The organism is Olsenella intestinalis (assembly GCF_023276655.1).
GTDB lineage: Bacteria > Actinomycetota > Coriobacteriia > Coriobacteriales > Atopobiaceae > Olsenella_J > Olsenella_J intestinalis.
In genome coordinates this window covers 624,173-650,816 of the sequence record NZ_JALGRK010000002.1, presented here as the reverse complement: position 1 = coordinate 650,816, position 26,644 = coordinate 624,173, and the positions used below count along the sequence as shown (strand labels likewise).

At 67.7% G+C, this 26,644-nt stretch carries 21 protein-coding genes; 8 read left to right on the top strand and 13 right to left on the bottom strand.

What is annotated here, in order from left to right; genetic code table 11:
* Window positions 1-113 precede the first annotated feature (113 nt).
* On the top strand, window positions 114-1,526 hold the full coding sequence (locus M5D76_RS07545) for a Sapep family Mn(2+)-dependent dipeptidase (protein WP_248922773.1): 1,413 nt from the start codon (window positions 114-116) through the stop codon (window positions 1,524-1,526).
* Window positions 1,527-1,663: 137 nt separating this feature from the next.
* Here the strand turns inward: M5D76_RS07545 and M5D76_RS07540 are convergent, their stop codons facing one another.
* The 3 genes from M5D76_RS07540 to hypB form a co-directional block, all read right to left on the bottom strand.
* Complete coding sequence (locus tag M5D76_RS07540; RefSeq protein WP_248922772.1) at window positions 1,664-4,216, bottom strand: tetratricopeptide repeat protein; 2,553 nt, start codon at window positions 4,214-4,216, stop codon at window positions 1,664-1,666.
* Between the two features lie 63 nt (window positions 4,217-4,279).
* The gene (locus M5D76_RS07535; protein WP_248922771.1) at window positions 4,280-4,624 is read right to left on the bottom strand and encodes a hydrogenase maturation nickel metallochaperone HypA; all 345 of its coding nucleotides are present in this window, start codon (window positions 4,622-4,624) and stop codon (window positions 4,280-4,282) included.
* 21 nt (window positions 4,625-4,645) lie between these two features.
* Window positions 4,646-5,320 carry a hydrogenase nickel incorporation protein HypB gene (hypB, locus tag M5D76_RS07530; RefSeq protein WP_248922770.1) on the bottom strand — a complete coding sequence of 225 codons (675 nt, stop codon included), beginning with the start codon at window positions 5,318-5,320 and terminating at the stop codon, window positions 4,646-4,648.
* 348 nt (window positions 5,321-5,668) lie between these two features.
* Between hypB and M5D76_RS07525 the strand changes: the two genes are divergently transcribed.
* Complete coding sequence (locus M5D76_RS07525; RefSeq protein ID WP_248922769.1) at window positions 5,669-5,851, top strand: hypothetical protein; 183 nt, start codon at window positions 5,669-5,671, stop codon at window positions 5,849-5,851.
* A 91-nt stretch (window positions 5,852-5,942) separates the two neighbouring features.
* Here M5D76_RS07525 and M5D76_RS07520 read toward each other — a convergent pair whose 3' ends face one another.
* The 3 genes from M5D76_RS07520 to serC form a co-directional block, all read right to left on the bottom strand.
* Window positions 5,943-7,178, bottom strand: a complete 1,236-nt coding sequence (locus tag M5D76_RS07520) for a DUF1015 domain-containing protein (protein WP_248922768.1) — start codon at window positions 7,176-7,178, stop codon at window positions 5,943-5,945.
* 24 nt (window positions 7,179-7,202) lie between these two features.
* Complete coding sequence (locus M5D76_RS07515) at window positions 7,203-8,387, bottom strand: phosphoglycerate dehydrogenase (protein WP_248922767.1); 1,185 nt, start codon at window positions 8,385-8,387, stop codon at window positions 7,203-7,205.
* A gap of 84 nt (window positions 8,388-8,471) precedes the next feature.
* Window positions 8,472-9,563: a 3-phosphoserine/phosphohydroxythreonine transaminase gene (gene serC, locus M5D76_RS07510; protein WP_248922766.1), complete on the bottom strand. Its 1,092-nt coding sequence runs from the start codon at window positions 9,561-9,563 to the stop codon at window positions 8,472-8,474.
* Window positions 9,564-9,744: 181 nt separating this feature from the next.
* On the opposite strand from serC, the gene M5D76_RS07505 reads away from it, so the two are divergent.
* The 3 genes from M5D76_RS07505 to M5D76_RS07495 all read left to right on the top strand — a co-directional run bounded on the left by M5D76_RS07505 (window position 9,745) and on the right by M5D76_RS07495 (window position 12,805).
* Window positions 9,745-10,410, top strand: a complete 666-nt coding sequence (locus tag M5D76_RS07505) for an HAD family hydrolase (protein ID WP_248922765.1) — start codon at window positions 9,745-9,747, stop codon at window positions 10,408-10,410.
* A 120-nt stretch (window positions 10,411-10,530) separates the two neighbouring features.
* Window positions 10,531-10,878, top strand: a complete 348-nt coding sequence (locus M5D76_RS07500; RefSeq protein ID WP_248922764.1) for a phasin family protein — start codon at window positions 10,531-10,533, stop codon at window positions 10,876-10,878.
* Between the two features lie 10 nt (window positions 10,879-10,888).
* Window positions 10,889-12,805: an ABC1 kinase family protein gene (locus tag M5D76_RS07495; RefSeq protein WP_248922763.1), complete on the top strand. Its 1,917-nt coding sequence runs from the start codon at window positions 10,889-10,891 to the stop codon at window positions 12,803-12,805.
* A gap of 56 nt (window positions 12,806-12,861) precedes the next feature.
* Here the strand turns inward: M5D76_RS07495 and M5D76_RS07490 are convergent, their stop codons facing one another.
* From M5D76_RS07490 to M5D76_RS07460, 7 genes are all read right to left on the bottom strand, one after another.
* Window positions 12,862-13,806, bottom strand: coding sequence for an RlpA-like double-psi beta-barrel domain-containing protein (locus tag M5D76_RS07490; RefSeq protein WP_248922762.1), 945 nt, complete (start codon window positions 13,804-13,806; stop codon window positions 12,862-12,864).
* 5 nt (window positions 13,807-13,811) lie between these two features.
* Window positions 13,812-14,498: a peptidylprolyl isomerase gene (locus M5D76_RS07485; RefSeq protein WP_248922761.1), complete on the bottom strand. Its 687-nt coding sequence runs from the start codon at window positions 14,496-14,498 to the stop codon at window positions 13,812-13,814.
* Window positions 14,499-14,703: 205 nt separating this feature from the next.
* Window positions 14,704-16,689, bottom strand: coding sequence for an ABC transporter ATP-binding protein (locus M5D76_RS07480; protein WP_248922760.1), 1,986 nt, complete (start codon window positions 16,687-16,689; stop codon window positions 14,704-14,706).
* Entirely contained in the window at window positions 16,682-18,508 is a 1,827-nt protein-coding gene (locus M5D76_RS07475; RefSeq protein WP_248922759.1) for an ABC transporter ATP-binding protein, read from the bottom strand. The genes M5D76_RS07480 and M5D76_RS07475 overlap by 8 nt, the downstream gene beginning before the upstream one ends.
* On the bottom strand, window positions 18,493-18,972 hold the full coding sequence (locus M5D76_RS07470) for a MarR family winged helix-turn-helix transcriptional regulator (protein ID WP_248922758.1): 480 nt from the start codon (window positions 18,970-18,972) through the stop codon (window positions 18,493-18,495). The genes M5D76_RS07475 and M5D76_RS07470 overlap by 16 nt, the downstream gene beginning before the upstream one ends.
* A gap of 186 nt (window positions 18,973-19,158) precedes the next feature.
* The gene (locus M5D76_RS07465) at window positions 19,159-20,028 is read right to left on the bottom strand and encodes an alpha/beta fold hydrolase (RefSeq protein ID WP_248922757.1); all 870 of its coding nucleotides are present in this window, start codon (window positions 20,026-20,028) and stop codon (window positions 19,159-19,161) included.
* A gap of 95 nt (window positions 20,029-20,123) precedes the next feature.
* Window positions 20,124-22,175 carry a class I tRNA ligase family protein gene (locus tag M5D76_RS07460; protein WP_248922756.1) on the bottom strand — a complete coding sequence of 684 codons (2,052 nt, stop codon included), beginning with the start codon at window positions 22,173-22,175 and terminating at the stop codon, window positions 20,124-20,126.
* 204 nt (window positions 22,176-22,379) lie between these two features.
* Here M5D76_RS07460 and M5D76_RS07455 point away from each other — a divergent pair, with 204 nt between their 5' ends.
* The 3 genes from M5D76_RS07455 (at window position 22,380) to M5D76_RS07445 (ending at window position 26,620) form a co-directional block, all read left to right on the top strand.
* Window positions 22,380-22,925 carry a DUF3267 domain-containing protein gene (locus M5D76_RS07455; protein ID WP_248922755.1) on the top strand — a complete coding sequence of 182 codons (546 nt, stop codon included), beginning with the start codon at window positions 22,380-22,382 and terminating at the stop codon, window positions 22,923-22,925.
* Window positions 22,926-22,932: 7 nt separating this feature from the next.
* Window positions 22,933-23,757 carry a histidinol-phosphatase HisJ family protein gene (locus M5D76_RS07450; RefSeq protein ID WP_248922754.1) on the top strand — a complete coding sequence of 275 codons (825 nt, stop codon included), beginning with the start codon at window positions 22,933-22,935 and terminating at the stop codon, window positions 23,755-23,757.
* A gap of 178 nt (window positions 23,758-23,935) precedes the next feature.
* Window positions 23,936-26,620, top strand: a complete 2,685-nt coding sequence (locus M5D76_RS07445) for a SpoIIE family protein phosphatase (RefSeq protein ID WP_248922753.1) — start codon at window positions 23,936-23,938, stop codon at window positions 26,618-26,620.
* The last annotated feature ends 24 nt before the right edge of the window (window positions 26,621-26,644 follow it).

Here is a 26,644-nt window from a genome sequence, read left to right as displayed (position 1 = left end):
CTCTTCTCGGCATCCGTGATGACCTTTGCCCGAAAGGCGCAGAACCTGCGAATCCAACTGCTACACTAGCTAGTCGTATTCGATAGAGTCCGCCATCTATGCAAAGGAGCACCATGGCAGATGAGATGCTGAAGGCAGAGGCCAAGGCCTTTGTCGAGAAGAACTGGGAGGACATCGTCAAGGACATCGAGAGCCTTGTCGCCATCCGCTCGGTCGAGGACCTGGACCATGCCACCGACGAGATGCCCTACGGCCCCGCGAGCTACGAGGCGCTCTGCAAGGGCGTCGAGATCGCCGAGAGGCTCGGCCTCGACGCGCACAACTGCGACGGCCACATTGGCTACGCGGACGTGCCCGGCGACTCCGAGCGCCAGATCGCGATGATCGCGCACACCGACATCGTCCCCGAGGGCTCCGGCTGGACCTTCGACCCGTTCAAGCTCACCCGCAAGGACGGCTACCTGATCGGCCGCGGCGTCCTCGACGACAAGGGCCCGTTCGTGCTCGAGCTCTACTGCGCCAAGTTCTTCGCCGAGAGGGCCGCGCGCACCGGCGAGCGCCTGCCGTACACCATCCGCTGCATCATCGGCAACAACGAGGAGACCGAGATGGCGGACGTCGAGTGGTACCTCGAGCGCTACCCGCAGCCCGAGTTCCTCTTCTCGCCCGACGCCGACTTCCCGCTGATCTGCGGCGAGAAGGGCGGCTACTCCGCCACGATCCGCTCGGGCAAGGTCTCCGACGTGATCGTCGACTTCTGCGGCGGCACCGTGGGCAACGCGGTCGCCGGCGAGGCCACGGCGCTCGTGCGCGCCGACGCGGCCGCGCTTCCGGCCGCCGAGCGCATCACGGTCGAGGCCGTGGAGGGCGGCCTCGCGCGCATCAGCGCCGAGGGCATCGGGGCCCACGCCTCGACGCCCGTGGGCTCGATCAACGCCATCGGCCTGCTCGTCGACTACCTGCTCGAGAATGGGCTCTTCTCGGAGGGCGAGAAGAGCTTCCTCGAGATGGAGAAGCCCGTCTTTGGCTCGACCGACGGCTCGACGCTTGACATTGCGGCGTCCGACGACCTGTTCGACCCGCTGACCTGCATCGGCGGTACCATCCGCACCGTCGACGGCGTGTTCGAGCAGACCATCGACTCGCGCTACCCGACGTCGATCACCGGCGACGAGATCACGCGCCGCGTGGGCGCGCTCTGCGAGGCGCACGGCTGCACGCTGACCGTCGACCTCGACATGGTGCCCTTCTCGACCGACCCGAACTCCGACGGCATCCAGGCGCTCGTGCGCACCTACAACGAGTACACGGGCCGCAACGACAAGCCGTTCACCATCGGCGGCGGCACCTACGCCCGCCACTTCAAGGCAGGCGGCGCCTTCGGCCCCAACGACCCGAACTTCCCGATGCCCGACTGGATCGGCGCCGAGCACTCCGCCGACGAGGGCTTCTCGGAGGAGCAGTTCAAGCGCGCGCTCGAGATCTACATCGTCTCCGTGGCGCGTCTCGCCGAGCTGGAGCTCTAGGGCCGAGGTAGCCTGGCGCTACGCCGAACATCGTGCGGCTGCGGCCGCATTGCAGAGAAGAGCCTGTCCCCGAGCTGGGGCAGGCTCTTCTCGTCTGCGTGGTGCGTGGTGGTGGAGGGGACGTGCGGCAGGCGGCGTCAGCTGTCGGGCGCGCCCTCGAGCGAGCGGATGATGCCGGCGAGGACGTCGTCGGAGCCGAAGGCGCCGAGCACGTGCGCGAAGTTGCGGGCGACGGGGAAGACCTCGGCGTCGAGCGAGGCGCGGGCGCACTCGAGCAGGACGAGGGCCGTGTCCTCGGTCGGGGCGAGCGGGATCTGCGCGTCGGTGAGGACGCTGACGACCTCCTCGGGCGTGAGCTCGCGGCCGAGCAGCGACGGGTTCTGCATGGCGAGGACGGCCATCTCGGTCGCGACAAGGCCGGCCGTGTCGGGCGCGAACTTGAGGGAGCGCTGGTAGCAGGCCTGCGCCGCCATGAGGTTGCCCTTCTGCCACTGGAAGAACGCCATGCGGTAGTAGCCGAGCGAGACGCCGATGGGGTCGTGGGCGACCTCGAGGAGGCGGCGGAGCTCGTCGATCGCCTGGTCGGTGCGGTCGAGCGACTCGAGGCAGCGCACGTGGAGCAGGGAGGTGTGGTAGTCGAGGCCGGAGAGCTCGAGCAGGCGCAGCGACTCGGCCAGGGCCTGCTCGCGGTTGCCGGCGAGGAGGTGCGCCGAGGCGAGCAGCAGGTGCGCCTCGAAGTAGCTGTCGGGCACGAGGGCGACCGACCTGCCGGCGGCGTCGCCGATGCGGTTGAAGAGCGCGCGGTCGACGTAGTTGTTGAAGAAGCGGTAGGCGACGGTGTCGCTGTCGGCGTAGAGGCCGGCCGCGTCGATGTCGGCGACGACGGGGGAGAGCTTGCGGATCGCCTCGTCGGGCAGCTTGCGCTTGAGCGACTCCTTCGCGGAGCGGACGGCCATCGTGAGGGCGTCGCCGTTCACGAACTCCTCGGCGACGTTGAGGGGGTCGCCGTCGAGGGTGCCGTCGACCAGCTTGCGCGCCGTGCGCTCGCAGGCCGAGCGGACGGTGGGGTCGGGGTCGTCGGCCGCGTTCTCGAGCACGACGCGTACGCTCTTCTCGCACGACGTCGCGTCGGGATCGCGCATGAGGCCGGCCATGATGGCCTGCGCGACGAGGCGGCGCTTGTCGGCCTCCTCGATGGCGAGGCCGGCGACGTGGTCGCAGCCGAGGTCGCGCGCGACGTCGCCCGTGAGGCGGCGCGCGGAGAGCGAGACGGCCTCGTAGCGCGCCGGCGGGCAGAAGCGACGCTCGCTGGGCGAGAACGTGCGCTCGACGGGCTTGAGGAAGCCGTCCTCGAGGCGCATGTTGGGGACGAAGGGGCGCATGGCGGCCTCGAGGTCGTCCACGTGGGCGAGGTCGAGCCTGGAGAAGCGCCAGCGGTCGAAGTCGACCGTGTAGTAGCACCAGCGGTGGCTCGGCGTCTCGAGCGAGCCAGCGACCCAGACGTGGAGGACCTTCTCGGACGCGCGAAACGCGGTCGCGGCCATGAGGATCGCGACGCGCAGCGCGTAGGCGGAGGCGGCGGCACGGCGCATGTCGCGCGTGGTCTCGACGGTGCCGAGGCCGTCGACGTGGGCGCTCTTGGCGAAGGCGCGCGAGGGGGTGAGCTCGACGTCGATCGAGACGTTGCCGTCACGCACGTTGGAGCGCAGCGACCAGTCGAGGCGGTAGGGCAGCTGCAGCGACTCGATGGTCTGCGAGATCTTGCGGCGGACGGCCCACTCGCCGTCGGGGCGCTCGCCCTCCTCGTCCTCGATGGGCTCGTCGAGGCCGGGGGACTGCGCGCAGATGGACTGCAGGAGGTTGTGCGAGAGCAGGTAGCAGTCGTCGACGGTGACGCCCTCGGGGCTCTCGAAGTACATGCAGGCGAAGCGGACGGCGTTGAGCGCGGCCTCGATTGAGATGACGGCGAGCTTGGCCTGGTAGGAGATGCGCCTCTCGGCGACCTTGAGGTAGAGCATGTGCGAGGTGGGCGGACGGACGATGGTGAGGCTCGGCAGGTTGGACTTGTCGTCGAAGAGGCCGGCCTCCTCGAGCTGGCGCGCGCAGAAGAGCTCGATCGCGTTCGGGGCGTCGGTCGCGGGCGCGTCGCCGTCGGCTGCGGCGGCCTCGCGGTCGCGGATGTCGTGGACGATCAGGCGCAGCTCGGCGATCGGGTCGGAGCTCTCGAGGAGGCGGGAGGCGAAGGCGTCGAAGTCGAAGGCGGGCGCGGGGGCCGCGTCGGCCTGACCGTCGTCCTTGGTGGTGTCCGTGGGGCGCGCTTCGGCGGCCGCGTCGTCGGCGGGCGGCTCGGCGACGACGGTGAGGGTGGTGTAGACGTCGTCTTCGGTTGAGGGCGAGTCGTCAGGGCCGGGCGCGGCGACAGCTGAGGCGCTCTTAGGCGCAGGGGCGGGCGCGGGTGCGGGAACCTTGGGCTTGGGGGCCTGCTTGTTTGCGATGCGGGGGCCTGCCATGCGGGAGGCGAGCGAGGCGATGAGGAGGGCGCCCGAGGCGCCGCAGACGCCGCCGAGCATGGCGGCGGCGAGGCCTCCTGCCCCCAGGAGCAGCGCTGCCACGCCGCACGCCGCGCACACCAGCGCGAGCATCAGCTCAAGGCCGGGCCCCTGGCCCGGAGTGTAGGCTCTTCTCGTCATCTTGACCCGTCGTCCGACTGTACTTCACGTGTGGTGTATATACCCAACGCACGGCCGGGCACGTCAGCAGCCCTCAATCTCCTTTATCTCGATCTCGTTGCCCGTGAGCAGGTAGGTCTGGTCGCTGCCGCAGAAGGGGCAGGTGCGGCCGTGCTCGACGGTGCCGTAGGTCTTCTCGCACGCCGTGCAGAAGGTGACGGCGTCGATGGTCTCGAGCTCGAGGGTGGAGTCCTTGAGCAGCTCGGTGCGGCCGCAGGCCCAGCGCCAGCAGTCGGCGAAGTAGTCCTGGAGGATGCCCGAGACCTCGCCGAGGCGCATCGTGACGCGCGTGATGCGGCTGAGGTCGTTCTCGCGGCCCAGCTCCTCCAGCGTGTCGATTGTCGTAAACACGACGCCCAGCTCGTGCATGGGACTCCCTTCGCGGCGCGCCTACGCGCGCTTCCAGTCGCTCACGTGCTCGCGCAGCCAGGAGAGCCACTGGTCCATGCCCTCGCCGGTCTTGGCGCTGAGGTAGATGATCTGTGCGTCGGGGTTGCGCAGGAGCACGTTGCGCTCGAGCTTGTCGCGGTCGAAGTCGAAGTAGGGGAGGGTGTCGACCTTGCTGATGAGGACGAGGTCGGAGACCTCGAACATGAGCGGGTACTTGAGGGGCTTGTCGTCGCCCTCGGGGACCGAGAGGATCATGACCTTGGCCGCCGCGCCGGTGTCGAACTCGGCGGGGCAGATCAGGTTGCCGACGTTCTCGATGAAGACGAGGTCGGTGTCCTCGTAGCCCATCTGCTGCAGGCCCTGCTCGGTCATTGCCGCGTCGAGGTGGCACATGCCGCCGGTGTGCAGCTGGATGGCCTTGGCGCCGGCCTCCTGGACGGTGTGGGCGTCGACGTCGGAGTCCACGTCGGCCTCCATGATGGCGACGCGCATCTCGTCGGCGAGCGCGCGGGTGGTGGCCGAGAGGAGCGTGGTCTTGCCGGCCCCGGGCGAGCTCATGAGGTTGATCATGAACGTGCCCGCGTCGTGCATGCGCTCGCGCAGGGCCTCGGCGGCGCGGTCGTTGTTGGCGAAGACGCTCTCCTTCACCTCGATGACCTTGATGGGGTCTGCCATTGGTGCTCCTTTCGGCAGGCAATGCGTGTCGTTGCCCGCAAGTGGTGGTCAGGTCTTGATTCTACCCGTATGTGCCGAATTGCGGTCGCGGGCGTGCCAACAGGAGGGCGGCGCGCTCTTCTCGCCTGCGCCTACCGTTCGCCGGTAGTGGATAAAAGGGCCGTTTCATACATAGGACCCTCAGGGTTTCAAGGGGCTTATATGGGCGGCTGGATAAAAGTTCCAGTCTGCTCGCTTTTGCGCCTCACGCTCGCTGAACGCGGTCTTGAAAAGGCGTTCCAAAGCGCGTAGAAGGGAGCTGAGGCGCGGCAGAATCCGCGTGAGCCTAGCGAACGTTTGGAGGGTCAGATGAGCCTGTTCTCTGTGTCGACGATTCAGTTTATCTTCGTGACGCTGCTCGGTTTTGTGGGCGCGCTGTTCGCGCTCATGGTTGTGGTCGGAGTCGTGAGGTATGCCGTCCGACGCGCGATGAACGTGGTTGAGCCCGACCCCAACGCCGCCACCTATCCGACCAACGTCCCCTGGGTGTAGACCCTCGGCCATAGACGGCGAGACCGCCGCGGCGCCCGTGGGCTCTGCGGCGGTCCTTTTATGCGTACGTGTGGCAGCTGGTGCGGGCCTGCTAGATCCTCCTGATGAAGAGGCCGCTCCTGAGCTTCGGCTCGAACCAGGTCGACTTAGGGGGCATGAGCAGGCCTGCGTCGGAGACGGCCATGAGCTGGTCGACCGTGGTGGGGAAGAGGGAGAAGACCACGCCGTCCGCGCCCGCCCTTCGCTCAAGCTCGTCGGTGCCGTCGATGCCGCCGACGAAGGTGATGCGCGCGTCGGAGCGGGGGTCGCCGATCCCCAGGATCGGGGCGAGCACGCGCTCCTGCAGGATCTGCGTGTCGAGCCTGGCGACGGGGTCGTCCTCCGGGAGCTCGTCGGTGCGGGCGAAGGTGAGCCTCCTCCAGCTGCCGGCGTGGTACATGCCGAACGCGAGCTGGCCGTCGGGATTGACGGCGTCTTCGCTCTTCTCGCCCACGGCGAAGCCGGCCGCCTCGATGGCGGAGACGAGCTCGTCGTCGCTGAGGCCGTTGGCGTCGGCGACCACGCGGTTGTAGGCCAGCACGCTCAGCTGGCTTGCGGGGAAGAGGACGGAGAGGAAGAGGTCGGAGGCCATCTCGGGGGCGTCGGGGTCGGCCTCGCGGCGGCGCTTGGCCACGGCGACCGCGGAGGCCGCGCGGTGGTGGCCGTCGGCGATGTAGGCGCAGGGGATGTGCGCGAAGGTCTCGCGGATCGCCTCGACGGCCGAGGGGCGCGCGACGCGCCAGACGGTCTGGCGGACCTGCTGCTCGTCGGTGAAGTCGTAGAGCGGCGTGGCGGTCGTGGCGAGGCTGACGAGGAGGTCGAGGGCGAACTCGTCGCGATACGTCAGGAAGATGGGGCCCGTCTGGGCGCCCGTGGCCTCGATGTGCTCGATGCGGTCGCGCTCCTTGTCGCGGCGGGTGTTCTCGTGGCGCTTGATCGTGCCGTCGAGGTAGTCGCTGACGGCGCAGGCGCAGACGACGCCCGTCTGGGAGCGGCCGCCCTGCTCGAGGCGGTAGATGTAGTAGCAGGGCGTCTCGTCCTTGAGGATCGTGCCCTCGCGCGCGGCGCCCTGGATGAGTTCGGCCGCCTTCGCGTAGACGTCGGCGGCGTACATGTCATGGTCGGCCGCAAACGCCGTCTCGGGCCGGTCGATCGCCAGGAACGAGCCGGGGTGCGACTCGACGTAGGCGCGAGCCTGCTCGCGGTCGAACACGTCGTAGGGAAGCGACGCGAACGTGGGGGCGGCCTCCGGTCGCGGGCGGTAGCAGCATATGGGCTCGGCGCGCATGCTCTTCTCCTTTTGGTGGTGCGCCTACTGGGCGGGCTTGATGACCCTGATGCGGTAGATCCCCGGGATGGCACGAAGCCTCTCGAGGTCGTCGGCGTCGACGGGCTTGTCGAGGTCGATGAGGGTGTAGGCGGAGTCGTTCTGGGCCTCGTTCATCATACGCTGGATGTTGGCGTTGGACTTCGCGAGGATGGCCGTGATCTGGCCGAGCATGTTGGGGACGTTGGCGTGCAGCGCCGCGATGCGGCCGGGCGTGGGGCAGGCGCCCATGTCGCAGTCGGGGTAGTTGACGGAGTTCTTGATGGTGCCGCGCTCGAGGTAGGCCTTCATCTGCTCGACGGCCATGGTGGCGCAGTTCTGCTCTGCCTCGGCGGTGCAGGCGCCCATGTGCGGGGTGATGAAGGTGTTCTTCATCCTTGTGGTCTTCGGGGTGGCGAAGTCGCAGACGAGGCTGCCGAGCTTGCCGCTCTCGAGGGCGGCGGCGACGTCGTCCTCGTTGATGATCTCGGCGCGGGCGTAGTTGATGAGCATGGCGCCGTCGCTCATGAGGTCGATCATGCTCTTGTCGATCATGCCGATGGTGTCGTCCTTGGCGGGCACGTGCAGGGTGACGTAGTCGGCGTCGCGGCAGAGCTCCTCGAGGGAGTCGACGCGCTTGACGGTGCGGCTGAGCTGCCAGGCGTGCTCGACGGAGAGGTAGGGGTCGTAGCCGTAGACGTCGAGTCCGAGGTGGACGAGGGCGTTGGCGACCTTGCTGCCGACCGAGCCGAGGCCGACGATGCCGACCTTGCGCCCGATGGCCTCGCGGCCGACGAAGGCCTTCTTGTTGCGCTCGGCGTCGCGCACGATGTCGGGGTCGTCGGCGTTGTCGTTGACCCAGTGGATGCCGCTGAGGGTGCCGCGGGAGTTGACGAGGATCATGCCGACGACGAGCTCCTTGACGGCGTTGGCGTTGCCGCCGGGCGTGTTGCAGACGACGATGCCGCGGCGGGCGCACTCCTCGAGCGGAATGTTGTTGAAGCCGGCGCCGGAGCGCGCGATGACGCGCACGGAGGGGCCGAGGTCGAGGCCGTGGATGTCGCTGGCGCGGATGAGGATCGCGTCGGCCTTGTTGATGTCGTCGGTCTTCTCGTATCCCTCGCCGAGGTTGGCGATGCCGTCCCTGGTGATGTCCTCGGCGATGTTGTCCATAACCTTTACGTAGCGCATTGGATCTCCCTGCCGGCCGGCGCGGCGCGCCTGGCCAAGTCGTTGTCGTGCGCGGGGCGTCGCCTCGCGCCTGCGTCGTCGTTCCTAGGCTGAGGCGTTCGCGGCCTCGAAGTCCGCCATGAAGGCGAGAAGAGCGTCGATGGCCTCGTCGGGAACCGCATTGTAGCAGCTGGCGCGCATGCCCCCGAGGATGCGGTGACCCTTGATGTTGACGATGCCGCGAGCTGCGGCCTGCTCGACGAAGGCCGCGTCGAGCTCGGGGGAGGGGCACCTGAAGGTGACGTTCGCGATCGAGCGCGAGCTCTTCTCGACCAGCGGCTCGAAGAGGGAGCTCTGGTCGAGGTAGTCGTAGAGGCGGTTCACGCGCGCCCAGTTGCGCTCTGCCATGGCGTCGAGCCCGCCCTGGTCCTCGACCCAGTGGAAGACCTGGCCGCAGACGTAGATGCCCCAGCAGTTGGGGGTGTTGTAGAGCGAGGACTTGTCGGCCTGGAGGCGGTAGCCCATGTAGGTCGGGACGAGGTCGCCGAGGGCGGGGCCGTCGCCGATGAGGTCGTCGCGGCAGATGACGACCGTGGTGCCGGCCGGGCCTGCGTTCTTCTGGGCGCCCGCGTAGATGAGGCCGTAGCGCTCGACGTCGAGGGGGCACGAGAGGAACATGCTCGAGACGTCGGCGACGATGGGGACGTCGCCGGCCTCGGGGAGCTCTTGGCGCATGGTGCCATAGACGGTCTCGTTCTGGCAGAGGTAGAGGTAGTCGAGGTCCTGGTCGATGGGGCCCGCGACCTCGGGCGTGCGCAGGAAGCCGTCGGGCTCGCTGGTCGCCACGACGTCGGCCTGGCCGTACTTGCAGGCCTCCTTCCAGGCGAGGCGCGACCAGTTGCCCGAGACGACATATCCCGCGTGGCGCTTGCGCATGAGGTTCATGGGGATGCCCGCGAACTGCAGCGTGGCGCCGCCCTGAAGGAACATGACGCGGTAGTCGTCGGGGATGGACATGAGGCGCCTGAGCGTCTGCTCGGCGTCGTCGACGATCTCCTGGAACGGGGCGGAGCGGTGGCTCATCTCCATGACGGACATGCCGCTGCCGCCATAGTCGAGCATCTCGGCGGCGGCGCGCTCGAGCACGGCCTGGGGCAGTGCGGAGGGCCCCGCGGAGAAGTTGAACGCTCGTGGCATGAATGCCTCCTTGCTGGCATCAGAGGACGAGTTGTTCGACCTAGGATAGCCCAATCATGTTTCGTGTCTGATAACGCACCGGCGTCTGCGTCCGGGGTGCGGAGCGCCCCGTGGGCGCAAGGCATACCATGTGGGGGACCCTCCGGCATGGTGCCGGCGGGCGACAGGGAGGAAGCGGAAGATGGACCTCAGCAAGCGCGGCGTCGTGATATTCGACTTCGACGGGACCATTGCCGACACGCTGCCGATGATCGTTGAGACCGCACGGGTGGTCCTTCGCGAGCACGGTGTCGCGGAGGAGGAGCTCGTGCGCGCGCCCGAGCTCGTGGGGCCGCCCTTCCCGCAGGCGTTCTCGCTCGTGTTCGGCCTGAGCGACGAGGAGGCGCGCGAGGTCACGCGTGACTACCGCGAGCGCTACGCGCGCCTGGGCCCGGCGGGTTGGCCGCTGATCGAGGGGATGGGGGAGCTCGTGGCGGACCTCGACGCCGCGGGGCGCCGTTTGGGCGTCGCAAGCTCCAAGCGCATGCGGTTCGTGCGCCAGGGCCTGTCCGACCAGGGGATTCTCGAGCGCTTCGACGTCGTGGTCGGGAAGCGCAGCGACGACGAGATGTCGAAGGCCGCGGCGATCCGCGAGGTCGTCGAGTCGCTGGGGGCGACGACCGAGGATGCCGTCATGGTCGGCGATCGCCGCTTCGACGTGGAGGCCGCGCGCGAGGCGGGCGTGCCCTGCGTGGGCGTGCTCTTCGGCGGGACGGCCGACCGCTCCGAGCTCGAGGGCGCAGGCGCGTGTGCCGTCGCCGAGAAGGTCGACGACCTGAGGAGCATCCTGCTCGGGCTGCGGACGTAGGCTCTTCTCGCCACGCTGGGCGCCCAATGTCGACCGCATCGGCAAAGCGTCGGTGCCTAATGCGCACGCTCGGGTATTGTGTGTATGAAATGTGGTCAAAACCGAAAGGGGATGTGCCCTATGGCAAGCTTCGACTTCGATTCTCTGAGTGACGTCGCGCGCAAGGTCTTCCTGGCTGGCGTCGGCGCCGTCGCCGTCGGTGCCGAGAAGACCGCCGACGTCGTGAACGACCTCGTCGAGAAGGGCGAGCTCACGGTCGAGCAGGGCAAGGCCGTCAACGAGGAGCTCAAACACAAGGCCGCCGAGGCCACTTCGGGCGCCTCCGACGCGGTCCTGCGCGCGAGGCTCAAGAACATGAGCGCCGAGGAGCGTGCGGCCTGGATCAAGAACGCCCAGAAGATCGCCGACGACCTCGATGCCGAGCCCGTCGAGGTCGAGGTCGAAGAGCCGGCCCAGGACGCCGAGTAGCGGCTGACCCTTGTCGGACGACTCCACCAAGAGAGAAGAGCGCGCCGAGGTCCCCGAGACGGAGGGCCAGGCGAGCGCTGCCGCGTCAGAGGATGCGGCGACCGCCGTGCCTGAAGGCGCCGCCGAGACGGAGGACGCGCCCGAGGCCGGGGATGAGCCTGCCGACGAGCCCGACCCCAAGCGCGACGACCCCGCCACGGGCAGCGTGTTCGCCGACGAGCCCTACAGCGGCGCCGACTGGTACCAGTCCTACGTCGAGATGGAGACGCCGGTCTGGAGCGACACCATCGGCCTGTTCGGCGGGCGCACCTCCGAGAGCGTGCGCTACCAGATCTCGCGGCGCAAGAAGGCGCGTCGCCTGAAGGAGATCCTCGCGATCGCGAGCCACTACGACGTCTTCCACGGGCTCACGCCCGAGACGTTCCGCAAGCTCCTCGAGGAGCTCGGCCCGACCTTCGTGAAGGCGGGCCAGATCCTCTCGATGCGCTCCGAGATCCTTCCCCAGACCTTCTGCGACGAGCTCGCGAAGCTGCGCTCCGACGTGGAGCCGATGGACCGAGACCTCGTGCTCGAGACCCTGCGCGCCGAGTACGACACCCCGATCGAGGAGATCTTCGACGCGATCGACGACGTTCCCCTGGGCTCGGCGTCGGTCGCGCAGGTGCACAAGGCGCGCCTCGTCACGGGCGAGCTCGTGGCCGTCAAGGTCCAGCGCCCGCACGTGCAGGAGATCATGGCGCAGGACATCTCGATCATGCGCTCGCTCGCGCGCCACTCGTCCCTCTTCGTGGGCGACGAGCAGTTCCTCGACCTGCAGTCGGTCGTGAGCGAGCTGTGGCAGTCCTTCCGCGAGGAGACCGACTTCCTCGTCGAGTCCCGCTCGCTCGAGGAGTTCCGCCGCAACAACGCCGACTGCGCCTTCGTTGACTGCCCGAAGCCCTATCCCAGGCTCTGCACCGAGCACGTGGTCGTCATGGACTACGTCGACGGCATCTCGATCGACGACACCGACCGCCTCGTCAAGGAGGGCTACGACCTCGTCGAGATAGGGGAGAAGCTCGTCGACAACTACACCAAGCAGATGGTCGACGACGGATTCTTCCACGCGGACCCCCACCCCGGCAACCTCGTCATCCACGACGGCAAGATCGTCTACATGGACCTCGGCATCATGGGCAGGCTCTCCGCCCATGACCGTGCCGCGCTGTCGGACATGGTCGAGGCGGTCGCCATGCGCGACGCCGCGGCGCTCAAGAACGGGCTCCTTCGCTTCTCGGTCTCCGAGCCCTCGTCGGTCGACCACGCCGGCCTCCTTGCCGACCTCGACCGGATCATCGACGACTTCGGCGAGGCCGACCTCGCGGACCTCGACCTGGCGCAGTTCCTCAACGCGCTCGTCGCCATGGCGCGCAAGAGCGGCATCGAGCTGCCCGGCACGGTCACGATGCTCGCGCGCTCGCTCGTGACGCTCGAGGGCGTCGTCGACGAGTTCCTGCCTGGCGTGTCTATCGTCGAGATCGTGCGCCGGCACATCAAAGCTCATGCGAGCGTCTCCGACCTCGCCACCCAGGAGGTCAAGCGCCTCACGCGCGAGGGCTACGCCGCCACGCACGGCGTGCTCAAGGCCGCCTCCCAGCTCGACACCGCGATGAGCATGCTCACGCGCGGCCAGCTCAAGATGAAGCTCGACCTGGACGGATACGACGACCCCGTCGGCGACCTCGCCCACGCCGCCGACCGCCTCACCATGGGCATCGTCATCGCAGGCCTCTTCATCGGCTCGTCCGTGGTCTACTTCGCCCGCATCCAGCCGGTCATCTTCGGCATCCCCGTGATCGGCTTCGTGGGCTACATCGTCGCGCTCGCGCTCGGCCTCTGGGTCTTCCGCCAGGTCGTCAGCGAGCAGAGCCGTCGTCGCCGCAAGTAGGCGAGAAGAGCCTGCGCCCTCACCCCGAGCGGCGCCTTGCCACGCCGAACCCGTCCCTAGTTCACCACGCGATAGCCCAGCATGCCGACGCCGGAGAAGCCGAGCGCGTGGGCGACTGCGGGCTGCAGGTCGATCTGGCGGTCTCCCACGTAGGGACCGCGGTCGTTGACGACGGCGCGCACCGTCGCGCCCTCGTAGGTGATCTCGATGATCGTGCCGAGCGGCATCGAGCGCATGGCGACCCCCATCGAGGTCGGGGTGACGATGTCGCCCGAGGCCGTCGTGCCGTACATGAAGCCGTCACCCTCGCCGTAGGTCGAGGCTGCCACGAAGCTGTACTCGCCGGACGCCACCTGGGCGCTCGTCGCCTCGATCGTCGCGAGGGTGGCGTCGTCGATCTCGCCGGCCTCCCACCGGGCCCGCGCCTCCTCGGAGCCGGACTTCGCCATGGCCTCGGCAACGCTTTTCGCCGCCTCGGCCTTGGCCTTCTCGGCAGCGGCCTCGTCGGTCGCGCGACGCGCGGCCTCGGCCTGCTGGGACAGCGCCGTGCGCGCGTTCTCGAGCTCCTTGATCGAGTTCGTGAGGTCGCTTACGGCGGCGGCGTTGGACTGGCTGATGGCGTCGAGGTAGACGGCCTGCGTCAGGAACTTGTTGAAGTCCTCGGACGACAGCAGCAACAGCAGCAGGTCGCCCTGCATCTGGCTGAGCTTGTAGCTGGCTCGGATGGCGGCCTTCGCGCGGTCGCGCCGCTCGGGCAGCGTGCCCTGCAGCTGGGCGATCCTCGCCTCGTTGGCGCGCACGCCGTCCTCTGCCTCGCGGGCGCGGGCCTGCGCATCCTCGAAGATGCGGTTCGCCTCGATGGCCTTGTTCTGCAGGTCCTCGAGGGTCTCGGCGTGGGCGCGACCGGGCGCGCACGTGAGTGCGAGCGCGAGCGCAGTGGCGCATGCCGCGGCGCCGCGCAGGGCGAGAGGAGCCTTGTTCCAGGTTCGACGCAGGGTCATGTGCGCTAGTCCACCATCTTGATCGACGTGATGGTGGGCTGGTTCTCCTTGGCGACCGTGCCGTTGGAGTCGGTCACGGGGGTGTTCTCGGCGATGGCGTCGACGACCTCCATGCCGCTGGTCACGTTGCCGAAGGCCGCGTAGTTGCCGTCGAGGCTGGAACTCTCCTGGTGCATGATGAAGAACTGGGAGCTTGCGGAGTTGTTGTCGTTCGACCTCGCCATCGAGATGGTGCCGCGCTTGTGGCGGATGGCGTTCACCACGCCGTTGGCGGAGAACTCGCCCTTGATGTTGCGCTGCGACCCGCCGGTGCCGTCGCCCTTGGGGTCGCCGCCCTGGATCATGAAGCCGCTGATGATGCGGTGAAAGGTCAGGCCGTTGTAGAAGCCGTCGTTGACGAGCTGCGCGAAGTTGCTGACCGTGATGGGCGTGTTGGTCGCGTTGAGCTCGACCTCGATCGTGCCAAAGTTGGCGACCTCGATCACCGCGTGGTGCATGCCCGACGAGTAGCCGTTGTCGAGCGGCTTGGTGAGGAGCTTGTCCGAGGCGCTGCCGAACTTCGCATCGTCGCCCTGCTTGCCGGAGTCGGAGCTGGGCTGCGCCTGCCCGGAGCAGGCACTGAGGGCGAGGGCGCCGGTCCCGCAGGCGGCGGCGCGAAGGAACGTGCGGCGGGTCATCGGTTCGAACAGCAAGGGGTGCTCCTCTCGACGTGTGATGCCTCTGGCGGCGTGCGCCAGCCCGTCCATTCTACCAGCGCGGGCCAAAAGTGGCACGCAGGGGAGAGGGGCATGCCCCTTTGGTGGGGCCGGGCCTGGGTCGCGCGCCCGCCTCGCCCGAAAAAGGGGCGCCCCGCTTTCGCGAGGCGCCCCCGGGACGCGGTGCCTATGGCTGCGTTCGCTACTCGAGCTCGAAGGCGCCGGTGTAGAGCTGGTAGTACGTGCCCTTCTGGGCGATGAGCTCCTCGTGGGTGCCGCGCTCGATGATGTTGCCGTGGTCGAGGACGATGATCACGTTCGCGTTGCGGACCGTCGAGAGGCGGTGCGCGATGACGAAGGTCGTGCGCCCGGCCATGAGGGCGTCCATGCCGCGCGAGACTATGGCCTCGGTGCGGGTGTCGATCGAGGACGTGGCCTCGTCGAGGATCATCGCGGGCGGGTCGGCGACGGCTGCGCGGGCGATGGAGAGCAGCTGCCTCTGGCCCTGCGAGAGGTTCGCGGCGTTGTCGGTCAGCATCGTCTGGTAGCCCTCGGGCAGGCGGGTGATGAAGGAGTCCGCGCCGACGAGCCTTGCGGCCGCGATGCACTCCTCGTCGGTGGCGCCGAGGCGGCCGTAGCGGATGTTGTCCATGACCGTGCCCGTGAACAGGTTGACGTCCTGCAGGACGATGCCGAGCGAGCGGCGCAGGTCGTCCTTGCGGATCTTGGTGATGTTGATGCCGTCGTAGCGGATCTTGCCGCCCTGGATGTCGTAGAAGCGGTTGATGAGGTTCGTGATGGTCGTCTTGCCGGCACCGGTCGCGCCGACGAAGGCCACCTTCTGACCGGGCTTGGCGAACAGCGAGATGTCGTGCAGGACCATGTGGTCGGGCGTGTAGCCGAAGTCGACGCTCTCGAGGCGGACGTCACCCTTGAGCTCGGTGTAGGTCACGGTGCCGTCGCCGTGTGGGTGCTTCCAGGCCCAGAGGCTCGTGCGCTCGTCGGTCTCGGTCACGCCGCCCTTTCCGTCGGGCTTGGCGTTGACGAGCGTGACGTAGCCCTCGTCGTGCTCGCTCTCCTGGTCGAGCAGGCCGAAGATGCGCTCGGCGCCCGCGAGGCCCATGACGACGAAGTTGATCTGCTGGGAGACCTGGCCGATCGAGCCGGCGAAGCGCTTCGTGAGGTTGAGGAAGGGGACGACGATGTCGACACCGAGCACCATGCCCGAGACCGAGAGGCTCGGCGCGCCCACGGCGATCAGGGTGCCGCCGGCGAGAGCCACGATGACGTAGGCGATGTTGCCGAGGTTCATCAGGACCGGGGCGAGGGTGTTGCCGTAGATGTTGGCGCTCTTGGCGTCCTCGAAGAGCTTCTCGTTGACCTCGTCGAACTTATCCTGCTGCTGCCTCTCGTGCGTGAAGACCTTGACGACCTTCTGACCGCTCATGGCCTCCTCGGCAAAGCCCTCGACCTTGGCGAGGGAGACCTGCTGCGCGAGGAAGAAGCGAGCGGAGCGGCCGCCCAGGAAGCGCGTGAGCCACATCATGACGAAGACCATGACGAAGACGACGAGCGTGAGGGGGATCGAGTACCAGAGCATGATGACGGTCGTGAAGACCATCTGCATGACCATGGTGAGCAGGTTGGGCAGCGCCTGGCTGATGAGCTGACGCAGGGTGTCGACGTCGTTGGTGTAGGTCGACATGATGTCGCCGCGCTGGTTCTGGTCGAAGTAGCGGATGGGCAGGCCCTCCATGTGACCGAACATCTTGTTGCGGATCTTCATGAGGGTGCCCTGCGTCACGATGGCGCTCAGCTGGCCCTGGACCGTGTTGCAGGTGATGGCGACAACGTAGAGGCCGATGAGCTGGAGCACGAGCGGGGCGATCTCCGCCGAGGCGCCGGCCCAGTCGCCCGCCTGCCAGTAGCGGCCGACGATCTCGAGGGCCCGCTGCATGAAGACGGACGGCAGCGACGTCAGGATCGCGGCCAGGACGATGCAGAAGATGATCGCGGCCGTGCGGATGGGGTAGAACTCGAACACGAGCCCGAGCACGCGCTTGAGGACGAGGCCGGGGTGGGAGGCGCCGTGCCCCTCGCGGCGTCCGCTCTTCTCGGCGGCAGGCGCCTGGGCGGCCTGGTCCCTCTTGGTCTCGTCTGCCTTGGTGGCTTCGGTGTTCTTAGTCATGCTGCTCGACCTCCTCTCCCTTGGCGTCGCCGGGCATGTCGATCGCGCCCATCTTCTCGTCGTGCGACTGCTTGTTCTGGCTCATGTACGTCTCGCGGTAGATGTCGTTGCTGCGCAGAAGCTCGTCGTGGGTGCCCACGGCGGCGATGCGACCGCCGTCGAGGACGACGATGCGGTCGGCGTCCTCCACCGAGCTCGTGCGCTGGGCGATGATGATCTTGGTGGTCTCGGGGATGAACTCCCTGAAGCCCTTGCGGATCAGCTTGTCGGTCTTGGTGTCGACGGCCGAGGTGGAGTCGTCGAGGATGAGGACCTTGGGCTTCTTGAGCAGCGCTCGGGCGATGCAGAGGCGCTGCTTCTGGCCGCCGGAGACGTTGGTGCCGCCCTGCTCGATGTAGGTGTCGTACTTGTCGGGCATGAGCTGGACGAACTCGTCGGCCTGCGCGAGCTTGCACGCGTGGACGAGCTCCTCGTCGGTGGCGTGCTCGTCTCCCCAGCGCAGGTTCTCTGCGATGGTGCCCGAGAAGAGCACGTTGCGCTGCAGGACGACGGCGACCTGGTCGCGCAGGGTGTCGAGGTCGTAGTCGCGGACGTCGCGGCCGCCGACCCTGACCTGGCCCTTGGTGGCGTCGTAGAGGCGGCTGATGAGCTGGATGAGGGTCGTCTTGGACGAGCCGGTGCCGCCGATGACGCCGATGACCTCGCCGCTCTTGATGTGGAGGTCGATGTCGTCGAGGGCCATGCGCTCGGCCTTGTCGGAGTACTCGAAGCTCACGTGGTCGAAGTCGATCGAGCCGTCGGCGACGGCGGTGATCGGCTCGGCGGGGTTGTGGAGGTCGGGCTCCTCGAGGATGACCTCGGAGATGCGCCTCGCGCTCTCCTCGGACATCGTGACCATAACGAAGATCATCGAGAACATCATGAGCGAGATGAGCATCGAGAAGCCGTAGGTGATGAGGGCCGACATCTGGCCGACCTGCATGGCCTGGCCGGCGCTCTCGACGATCGCCTTGGAGCCGAAGAAGATCACGAAGGCGTAGACGGTGTCGACGGCGAAGGACATGAGCGGCATGTTGAGGTTGAGGATGCGCTCGACGTGCGAGAAGTCGCGGAAGAGCGAGCCGGAGGCGCGGTTGAACTTCTCGCGCTCGTAGTCCTCGCGGACGAACGACTTGACGACGCGGATGCCCGAGACGTTCTCCTCGACGGAGTCGTTCAGGGCGTCGTAGCGCTTGAAGATGCGGCGGAACATGGGCATGACCTTGCACGCGATGCCGATGAGGGCCGCGCCGAGCAGGAGCGAGACGATGACGTAGACCACGGCCATCGCGCCGCCGGTGATGAAGGCCATCACGATCGCGAAGATGATCATGAGCGGGGAGCGGATCGCGGTACGGATGATCATCATGTAGGCGAGCTGGACGTTGTTGGTGTCGGTCGTGAGGCGCGTCACGAGCGAGCTCGTCGAGAAGCGGTCGATGTTGGAGAACGAGAAGCGCTGGATGCTCGCGAACATGTCGTGGCGCAGGTTCTTGGCGAACCCGGTCGCGGCGACGGAGCACGTGATGCCCGCCGCGCCGCCGCAGGCCAGCGAGACGAGCGCGAGCGCGACGAGTACGATGCCGTAGCGGCAGATCACGTCGACGCCGCAGCCCAGCTGCATCTCGGTGATGAGCTGCGCGGTGATGAAGGGGATGATGCACTCGATGACGACCTCGCCGATGACGAGCACCGGGGTCAGGAGTGACGTCTTCTTGTACTCACGCACGCTGCGGGACAGCGTGGAGATAATGTCTCGCAGCGTTAGTTCCTTTTGCATTCTGCCTTCCTTCCTTCAATCTCACGCCAGTGCGCGCGGACGCGGTCGAGCATGTCGACGAGGGCGCTCTTCTCGTCCTCGGTGAGCACGCCGAGGGACATCTCCTCGAACTCCTCTCGTGCCCTGACCGTCTCCTCCGCGCGGGTGTGCCCCTCGTCGGTGAGCAGGATGACCTGCTGGCGCTTGTCCTGGTCCGAGCGCGACCTCGTGATGAGGCCCTCGCACTCGAGCTTGGAGAGCACCTCCGAGAGCGCCGCCGAGCTGATCGACGTCGCCTCGAGCAACTCCCTCTGCGTGAGGTGCCCGTCGCGGTAGTACAGCTTCGAGAGGATGTGCTGCTTGCCGCCACGGCCGCCCTCGTACACATGCAGGAAGTGGCCGAAGTAGCCAAAGTCGTGCAGCGTACGGCGCTCGAGGGATTCTTCCGCAGGCTCGCGTTTGCCCTGCGTGTCGCATGAATCCATGCGTTCCTCCTTCGTGCGGTCCATATGGTTTGACGAAAGAATGTTAGGTACCTACAAATTGAGCGTCAACACGTTCACATGAACTATGCTTCGGTACCTTGCAATCTTCACATATGCATGAGAAGGGTGCCGCCCCGCGCACTGGCGGGACTGCACCTGAGCTGCGCCTATGCGGGCGAGAAGAGCCTACGCGCCGGCTCGCGCGATGACCTCGAGCGCAGCCTCGCTCACGCGCTCGGGAGCCTCCTTGGGCAGCGTGTGGCCGCAGCCCTCGACGATTTGGAGGGTGGCACCGGGGATCGAGCGGAAGATGAGGTCGGTCTGGGCGCGGTCGATTTCGTCGAACTCGCCGGCCATGACGGTCGTGGGGCAGGAGATGACGTTGAGGCTCGCGGCGTCGATCTGCGGCTCGACGACCATGAGGCGGAGCAGCTCGGCCGTGCGCGCGGCCTCGTCCAGCGGCGGGTTGAGGAGGGCGGCGTCCACGCTCTTCTCGGCACCCTCGCCCTCGGTCCAGTAGGTGACCCAGCCGCTCAGGCGATCCGCGATGGCCTCCATCTCGAAGGAGTCGTCCACGCCGTCGGGCGTGAGGTTCGCGCCGATCGAGAGCAGCGAGAGGGCGCGCTCGGGGTGGTCGCGGGCGATCAACAGGCCCTCGATCGCGCCGTCGGAGAAGCCCACGACGTGGGCCGCCGCGATGCCCAGGTGGTCGAGGGCCGCCAGGGCGTCGGCCGCCATGAGCTCGTAGGTCAGGGGAGCGGTGCCCCTCGTGGAGCGGCCCTGGGCGCGCGAGTCGATGGCGACGACCGTGTGGCCGGCCTCGCAGAGGGCGTCGATCGTGGGGCCGAAGATGCCGTGCTCCTCGCCGTTGCCGTGGAGGAGGAGGACCGGGGACAGGCCCTGGGCCAGGGCCTCGGGGAGGCTCTTCTCGGCGGGGGCGTGCGCGAAGGTCGCGATCGCGGCGCCGTCAGGCATCTCGACAGACTGCGCGAAGACGAGGGGAGCGGTGGGCAGGAGGTACGCGCTGGGGAAGTGGAGCTGCGGGACGTCGACCATGGTGTCTCCTTGGTGAGAGCGATGGGCTGGGCGGGCGCGCGGCGGCGCATATGAGAAGGGCGGCGCCCGATGAACCGGCGCCGCCCTCGCGTTGGCTACTTGCCCTTCTTGACCTGGCTGGGGTGCTTCTCGAAGAAGTCGAAGCGCGGCGGGAGTTCGACGATAGCGTGCCCCTCGGGCGCCTCGCCGAGCTTGGCGGCGAGCTCCCTCGGGTCGAGGAAGGCGTTCCCCCAGTCGAAGAACGCGTCGGCGGCAAATCCCATGTGCTCGCAGATGCGCTCGCAGCCGGCGGGCACGGCCGGGTGCATGAGCAGCGTCACGCAGCGCAGCTCGCAGAAGGCGTCGGCGAGGGCCTGGGCGTAGGCCTCGTCCTCGCCGTTGGCCGCCTTGGAGGCGTCGCCCCAGCGCTTGTTGGCGGCGCGGCAGAACTCCTCGGCGACGGCCAGGGCGCCGTGGGCGTCGAAGTCGTGGGCGCAGCGCTCGAACGCGAGCACGGCGTCGGTGCAGGCCTGCTTGACCTCGGCGTGCGGCTCAAAGGCCGGCAGCTTGCCGTCGCAGACGTTGGCGGCGCCGTAGAAGCAGCTGCGCGCCAAGCGGTTGAAGATGTTGGTGAGGAAGGCGGACTCCTTGAGGGCGGGGTCGACCACGCGCGGGTCGTCCTTCACGAGGACCTCCTCGCCGGTCTTCTTGTCCTTGTGCGAGACGCTCGTGTCGAACGCCTTGGGCGAGAAGGACACGGCCTTCTGGTCGAGGCCGAGGGAGAGCCAGTGGGTCCTCAGCTGCTCGGCGGTGTAGTGGTCGAGCAGCTCGCGGGCCATGGGCGGCTTGATGGCGCCCGAGCTCGAGGCCTTCTTGTTCATGAACAGGATGTGGTGGTTCGCCACGGGGATGTCCTGCGTGAGACCCCAGTCGAGGGCCTCCCAGAGTGCGGGCTGGGCCGTGCAGTAGAAGTAGATGTTGTCCTGCCCGATGAACTGGTAGACGCGGGCATCGTCGGAGCACCACCAATCGCGCCAGTCGTCAGAGCTGTAGCGACCGGCGCCCTTCGCGGCGTCGGCCTCGAGCACGGTCCTCGTGAACGAGATCGGCGCCCAGAGGCTCTCGGGCCAGCACCAGACCGTGAGGCCGTCGGTCCCCTCGAGCGCGGGCGCCTTCACGCCCCACTCGATGTTGCCGGTGATGCGGAAGGGGAGGAGCGTCTTGCCCGTGCGGAAGCGCACGCCCGCCTCGGCGAGCACGTCGCGCGCGTCGTCGCGGTCCTGCCAGTTGTCGAACTTGACGGAGAAGGACTGCTGGTTGCCCTCGCTCTCGCGGAGCTCGTGGGCGGGCAGCTTGCAGGCGACGGCGTCGAAGCCCTCGCGGAACTTGTTCTGGATGTACATGACCGGCGCCGCGAGCGACTCGCGCACGGTCTTGGTGACGATCGAGCGCACCTGGTCGTCGGCGTCCCACTCGTCCATGAGGCTCTCGAGCACCTCGTGGAAGCGCGGCAGGTCGAAGTACCAGTTGTCGACTGGGCGAAGCTCGGGCGTGGTGCCGGTGAGCTGGCTCACCGGAGCGATCAGCTCCTCGGGGTCGAACTGGTGGCCGAGGTCGCACTCGTCGGCGTAGGCCTTCTCGCTCTTGCAGCCCCTGACCGGGCAGTGGCCCTGCACCTGGCGGCCGTTGAGGAAGGTGTTGGCCTCAACGTCGAAGAACTGCATGGTCGTGCGCTTGGTCAGCACGCCCTTCTCGTACAGCCTCTCGATGAGCTCGTTGGTGACCTGCTGGTGGACGTCCTTGGCGTCGTCGAGGCCGGAGCCGCCGAAGAGGTCGAGCGAGATCCCGTAGGCGTCGAGCGCCTCCTTCTGCAGGTCATGGTTGGCGCGCACATAGTCCTCGATGGTTCCCTCGAAGCCCTCGCCCTCGACCTTCTTGCGGAAGCCCTCGGCGATGGGGGAGCCGAAGCAGTCGGTGCCCGAGACGAACACGACGTTCTCGCGACCGATGCGGTCGCGCAGGAACCGCGCGAAGAAGTCTGCCGGGACGAAGACGCCGCCGACGTGTCCGAAGTGGAGGTTCTTGTTGCCGTAGGGCATGCCGCCCGTGATGACGGCGCGCTTGGGGAAGGCGGGGCGCAGGGCCTCGTCAGAGGTGGTGTCTGCCATGTGGCGCAATCCTTTGGTTCGATCCGGTCCGTTCAAGCTCTCGATTATCCCACATTGCGCAAGGGGGTGCCCAAAACCCCATCGAGGTCGCACGCGCGCCCCCGACGGGGTCCGACTGCGGTCGGAGCGAGCGGCATGTTTCGCCTCGTCGCGCATCGGCGTCACCCACCGCCAGCTCAGCCGCGCCTTTGCTATCCTTGGCGCATGGACACGATCTGCGACATCGACCTCATGGGAGACGAGCGACTCCGGGGCCTCATGACCCTGCTCTCGTTCGGCGTCCTCGTGCTCGGCGTCGTCGTCGCGCTCGCGCTGGTCCTGGCCGCCTCGGTCGAGGCCGTGGACCTCGGCTGGATGATCGCCCTCACGCTTGTCTCTGTCGTCGCCCTCGCGGTCCACGAGCTCGTCCACGCCGCGGCCTTCAAGCTGCTCGGCGGCCCCTCCGTGCGCGTCGCCTTCGGCGCGCAGAACGGCCTCATCTACACGTCTGCCGCCGGCTCCGTCCTCACGCGCCCGCGCTTCGTCTGCGTGCTCGTGGCGCCGACCGTCCTTCTGAGCCTCGCCATCCTCGGCGCCTGCCTTGCGGTTGGCGCGCCGCTTCTCGGCTGGTGCCTCTTCGCCCTGCACCTCTCGGGCTGTGCCGGCGACCTGATCATGGCCGCGCGCATCGCCACCGAGCGCGGCTGCACCCACGTCCGCGACACCGACTACGGCTGCGAGCTGCTGCGCGCCGCCGGCGAACCGCGCTAGGAGGCCCATGTTCGACTGCAACTACCACACCCACACGACCCTCTGCGACGGCGCAGACACCCCCGAGGACATGGTCCGCGCCGCCCTCGCGGCCGACATGTCCCACCTCGGCTTCTCCGGCCACATGGACGCCGACATCCACATGGACTGGCCGGCTTACGTTCGCGAGGTCACCCGCCTGCGCATCGCCTACGCGGACCGCATCGACATCCTGCTCGGCGTCGAGCTCGACTGCCTCTATGACCCCGCGAGCTGCCCGGGCGCCGAGTACGTCATCGGCTCGACCCACTTCCTCGACGTCGACTCGCCCGAGCCGATCTCGGTCGACTGCAGCGAGGACGACCTGCGACGCCTCTGCCGCGAGCACTTCGCGGGCGACTGGCTCGCGCTCTGCCGCGCCTACTATGAGCTCGAGGCCCAGGTGCACGAGCGCACAAACTGCACCTTCGTCGGCCACTTCGACCTCGTGACCCGCTTCAACGACGCCATGGGCTTCGTGGACGAGAAGAGCGACGCCTATCTCGCGCCCGCCCTCGAGGCCATGGAGTACCTTGCCCGCGACAGGGGCGTCCCCTTCGAGATCAACTGCGGCGCCTACAACCGGGGCCGGAAGTGCGAGCTCTACCCGCGCCTCGAGCTGCTGCGCGCCTTGCACGACTTCGGTGGCGAGATCTTCGTCAGCGCCGACGCCCACAGCGCGGACCTCCTCATGGGCGGCTTCGAACGCGCGCGTGAGGCGGCCATCGCCTGTGGGTTCACGCACTTCAACTACCTGGCCCACGACGACTCCGGGTCCGTGGTCGTGCTGCAGCGCGCGCTCGACTCCGTCTAGCGGCCCCGCGGATAGCCCCATGCCCGCCGGGGGCGTCCGTTGAACTAGTATGTCCACATATACGAGCACCTACCGGCGCGCCTGAACCTGGCGCCCGTGGCCTTCGAGAGGGGAAGCGATGGGACAGCGCGCGACCACGGCACGGCGTTCGGACGATGCGAGCCAGGCTGAGGGCCGCATGAGGATTCGCGACTGGAAGGGCATCCTCGGCGACGAGGATCGCAGGACCAAGCTGACCACCCTGTTCGCCCTCACGCTCGTCTCCGCATCGATGACCTTCACCCAGCTCGGCTTCATCGGCCTCGGTGCCAACGGCGTCTACTTCTGCTATGTCATGGGGCTCCTCGCGCCCGTCGCCGTCGCCGCGCTCCTGCTCGGAAAGGGCCTCGGCTTCGTACAGGGGCTCCTCTCGGGTGCCATTCTCGGCCTCCATGCCTACTTCCAGCCGCTCGACATCATCGAGCGGTTCTTCGTGACGCCCCTCAACTCCGTCGTGCTCTACCCCCTCGTCGGATTCCTGCTCGGCCTGCTGTTCGCCGTGGCGCTCAGGAACAGGCCCGCGCCCGGGCGTCAGATCCTCCGGGTCGCGCTCGTCTGCCTCGTCGTCTCCTTCATCGCGAGCATTGCCTTCCTTGTTAACTCGCTGATCGCGATTGCGATGCAGTCGGTCCATGACGCCATCCAGGCGGGCGGCGTGGCGGTGGCGAACGATAACGGGGCGGCGATCGTCTCGCGCGACCTTCTTGCGGCGCTCGTGGGAATCGGCAACTTGGAGCTCCAGGTCGTCTTCGACGCCCTTCTCATGTTCGTCATGGTCGTCGTCTCCACTGCCTCGGTCTGGAACCTGCGTCGCCAGAGCAACGGCGGGCGGATAAAGCTCCAGTTCAGGTCCCGCCTGCTCCTCGTCCTCGTCCTGGTCTTCATGGCGGTCTCGGCCGTGGGGTTCACGGCCATCACGATCCAGAGCGAGGACGCCGAGTCGGACTACCTGAGCGACGAGCTCGGCTACCTCAGCAAGCTGGTGGGGGAGAGGGTCGACGCGGCTGCCAAGGTCAGTGCCATCCCCGAGTTCCCCTCGCTCTCGAACGAGTCGCGTGACGTCGTCACCCAAAGCGCCGACCTGGCACCTGCCTTCAGCGGCTTCTCGCTCGAGGACGGCACCGTCGCCTTCGTCGTCGACGACCGGGTCGTCTACTCCAACAGCCCCGCCTACCCCGTTGGGGACAGCCTCGACCAGCTCTTCGGCCCCGCCGGCTCCGAGATGGTCCACAACCTCGCGCAGGACGGCTCCATGCGCCAGATCCTCTACGACGTGCACGACATGGACGAGCTCCTCGACACTTCCTTTGACGCCGGCGCCACCTCCCAGATCGGCTACATGAAGGCCGCCTCCGCGGGCGGTGGCTATATCCTGATGGCGCTGCCGTCGTCGATCGTCTTCCAGACGCGCCACGTCACGGCGCTGTGGACCTCCTTCACGACCCTCGTCCTGCTCGCCGTCGTCTACGTGCTTGCGGCGCGTCTCCTCTCGACGATCGTCGTCAAGCCCATCAACAAGACCAACGGCTCCCTCGCAAAGATCACGGCCGGCGACCTTGACGTCCGCGTCGATGCGTGCGACAGCGAGGAGTTCGCCTCCCTCTCCGAAGGCATCAACGACACGGTCGGCGCCCTGAGGGGGTGGATCGCCGAGGCCGAGACCCGCATGGAGCGCGAGCTGCACACCGCCAAGGCCATCCAGTCCGGCGCCCTGCCGCGCACCTTCCCGCCCTTCCCCGAGATCGACAAGTTCGACATCTTCGCGAGCATGGACCCCGCCAAGGAGGTCGGCGGCGACTTCTACGACTTCTTCCTCATCGACGAGCACACCCTCGGCTTCCTGATCGCCGACGTCGCGGGCAAGGGCGTTCCCGGCGCGCTCTTCATGATGGCCGCCAAGACCCAGATCAAGAACTACATGAGCACCGGCATGGCGCTCGACCAGGCGATCGCAAGCGCGAACCTGCAGCTGTGCGACAACAACGAGGCCGGCATGTTCGTCACGGTGTGGGCGGCCACCCTCGACTACGAGAGCGGCCTGCTCACCTACGTGAACGCGGGCCACAACCCGCCGCTTCTGCGCCACGACGGCAGCTGGCGCTGGCTGTCCGAGAAGGGCGGCCTCTTCCTCGCCACCTTCGACTCGGCCAAGTACCGCCAGTCGCAGCTGACGCTCGTCGCCGGCGACGAGCTCCTGCTCTACACCGACGGCGTCAACGAGGCCTTCTCTCCGACGGAGGAGGAGTACGGAAACGACCGCCTCGAGGCCTTCCTCGCCGCGCACACGACGCTGCACCCCCGCGACCTCGTGAGGCACCTGCGCGCCGACGTCGCCGACTGGGCCGCGGGCGCCGAGCAGTCCGACGACGTCACGATCCTCTCGCTCGAGTACGGCGTCGCCCCCGAGGTCACCGGCACGCTCACGATGCCCGCCGTGATCGAGAACCTCGGTCGCGCCCGCGAATTCGTCTGCGACGAGCTCGACCGCAGGCTCTGTCCGGCCAGCGTGAAGATCAAGGTCGAGGTCGCCCTCGAGGAGCTCTTCGTCAATGTCTGCCGCTACGCCTATGCCGACCAGGACCACCCGGGCGACGTCACGGTCAGCTACGTCTACACCGCGGGCCCCTCTGCGATCACGATCGAGCTGGTCGACCAGGGCATCCCCTTCGACCCGCTGTCGCTTACGAACCCCCTCAAGCCCGACAGCGTCGAGGACGCCAAGATCGGCGGCCTCGGCATCTTCATGGTGAAGAAGTCGATGGACGACTTCACCTACGTGTACGATGGCGAGTGCAACAACGTTGCGATCCGCAAGGAGTGGTAGTCGCGCGCGTCGCGCTCCCCGTCG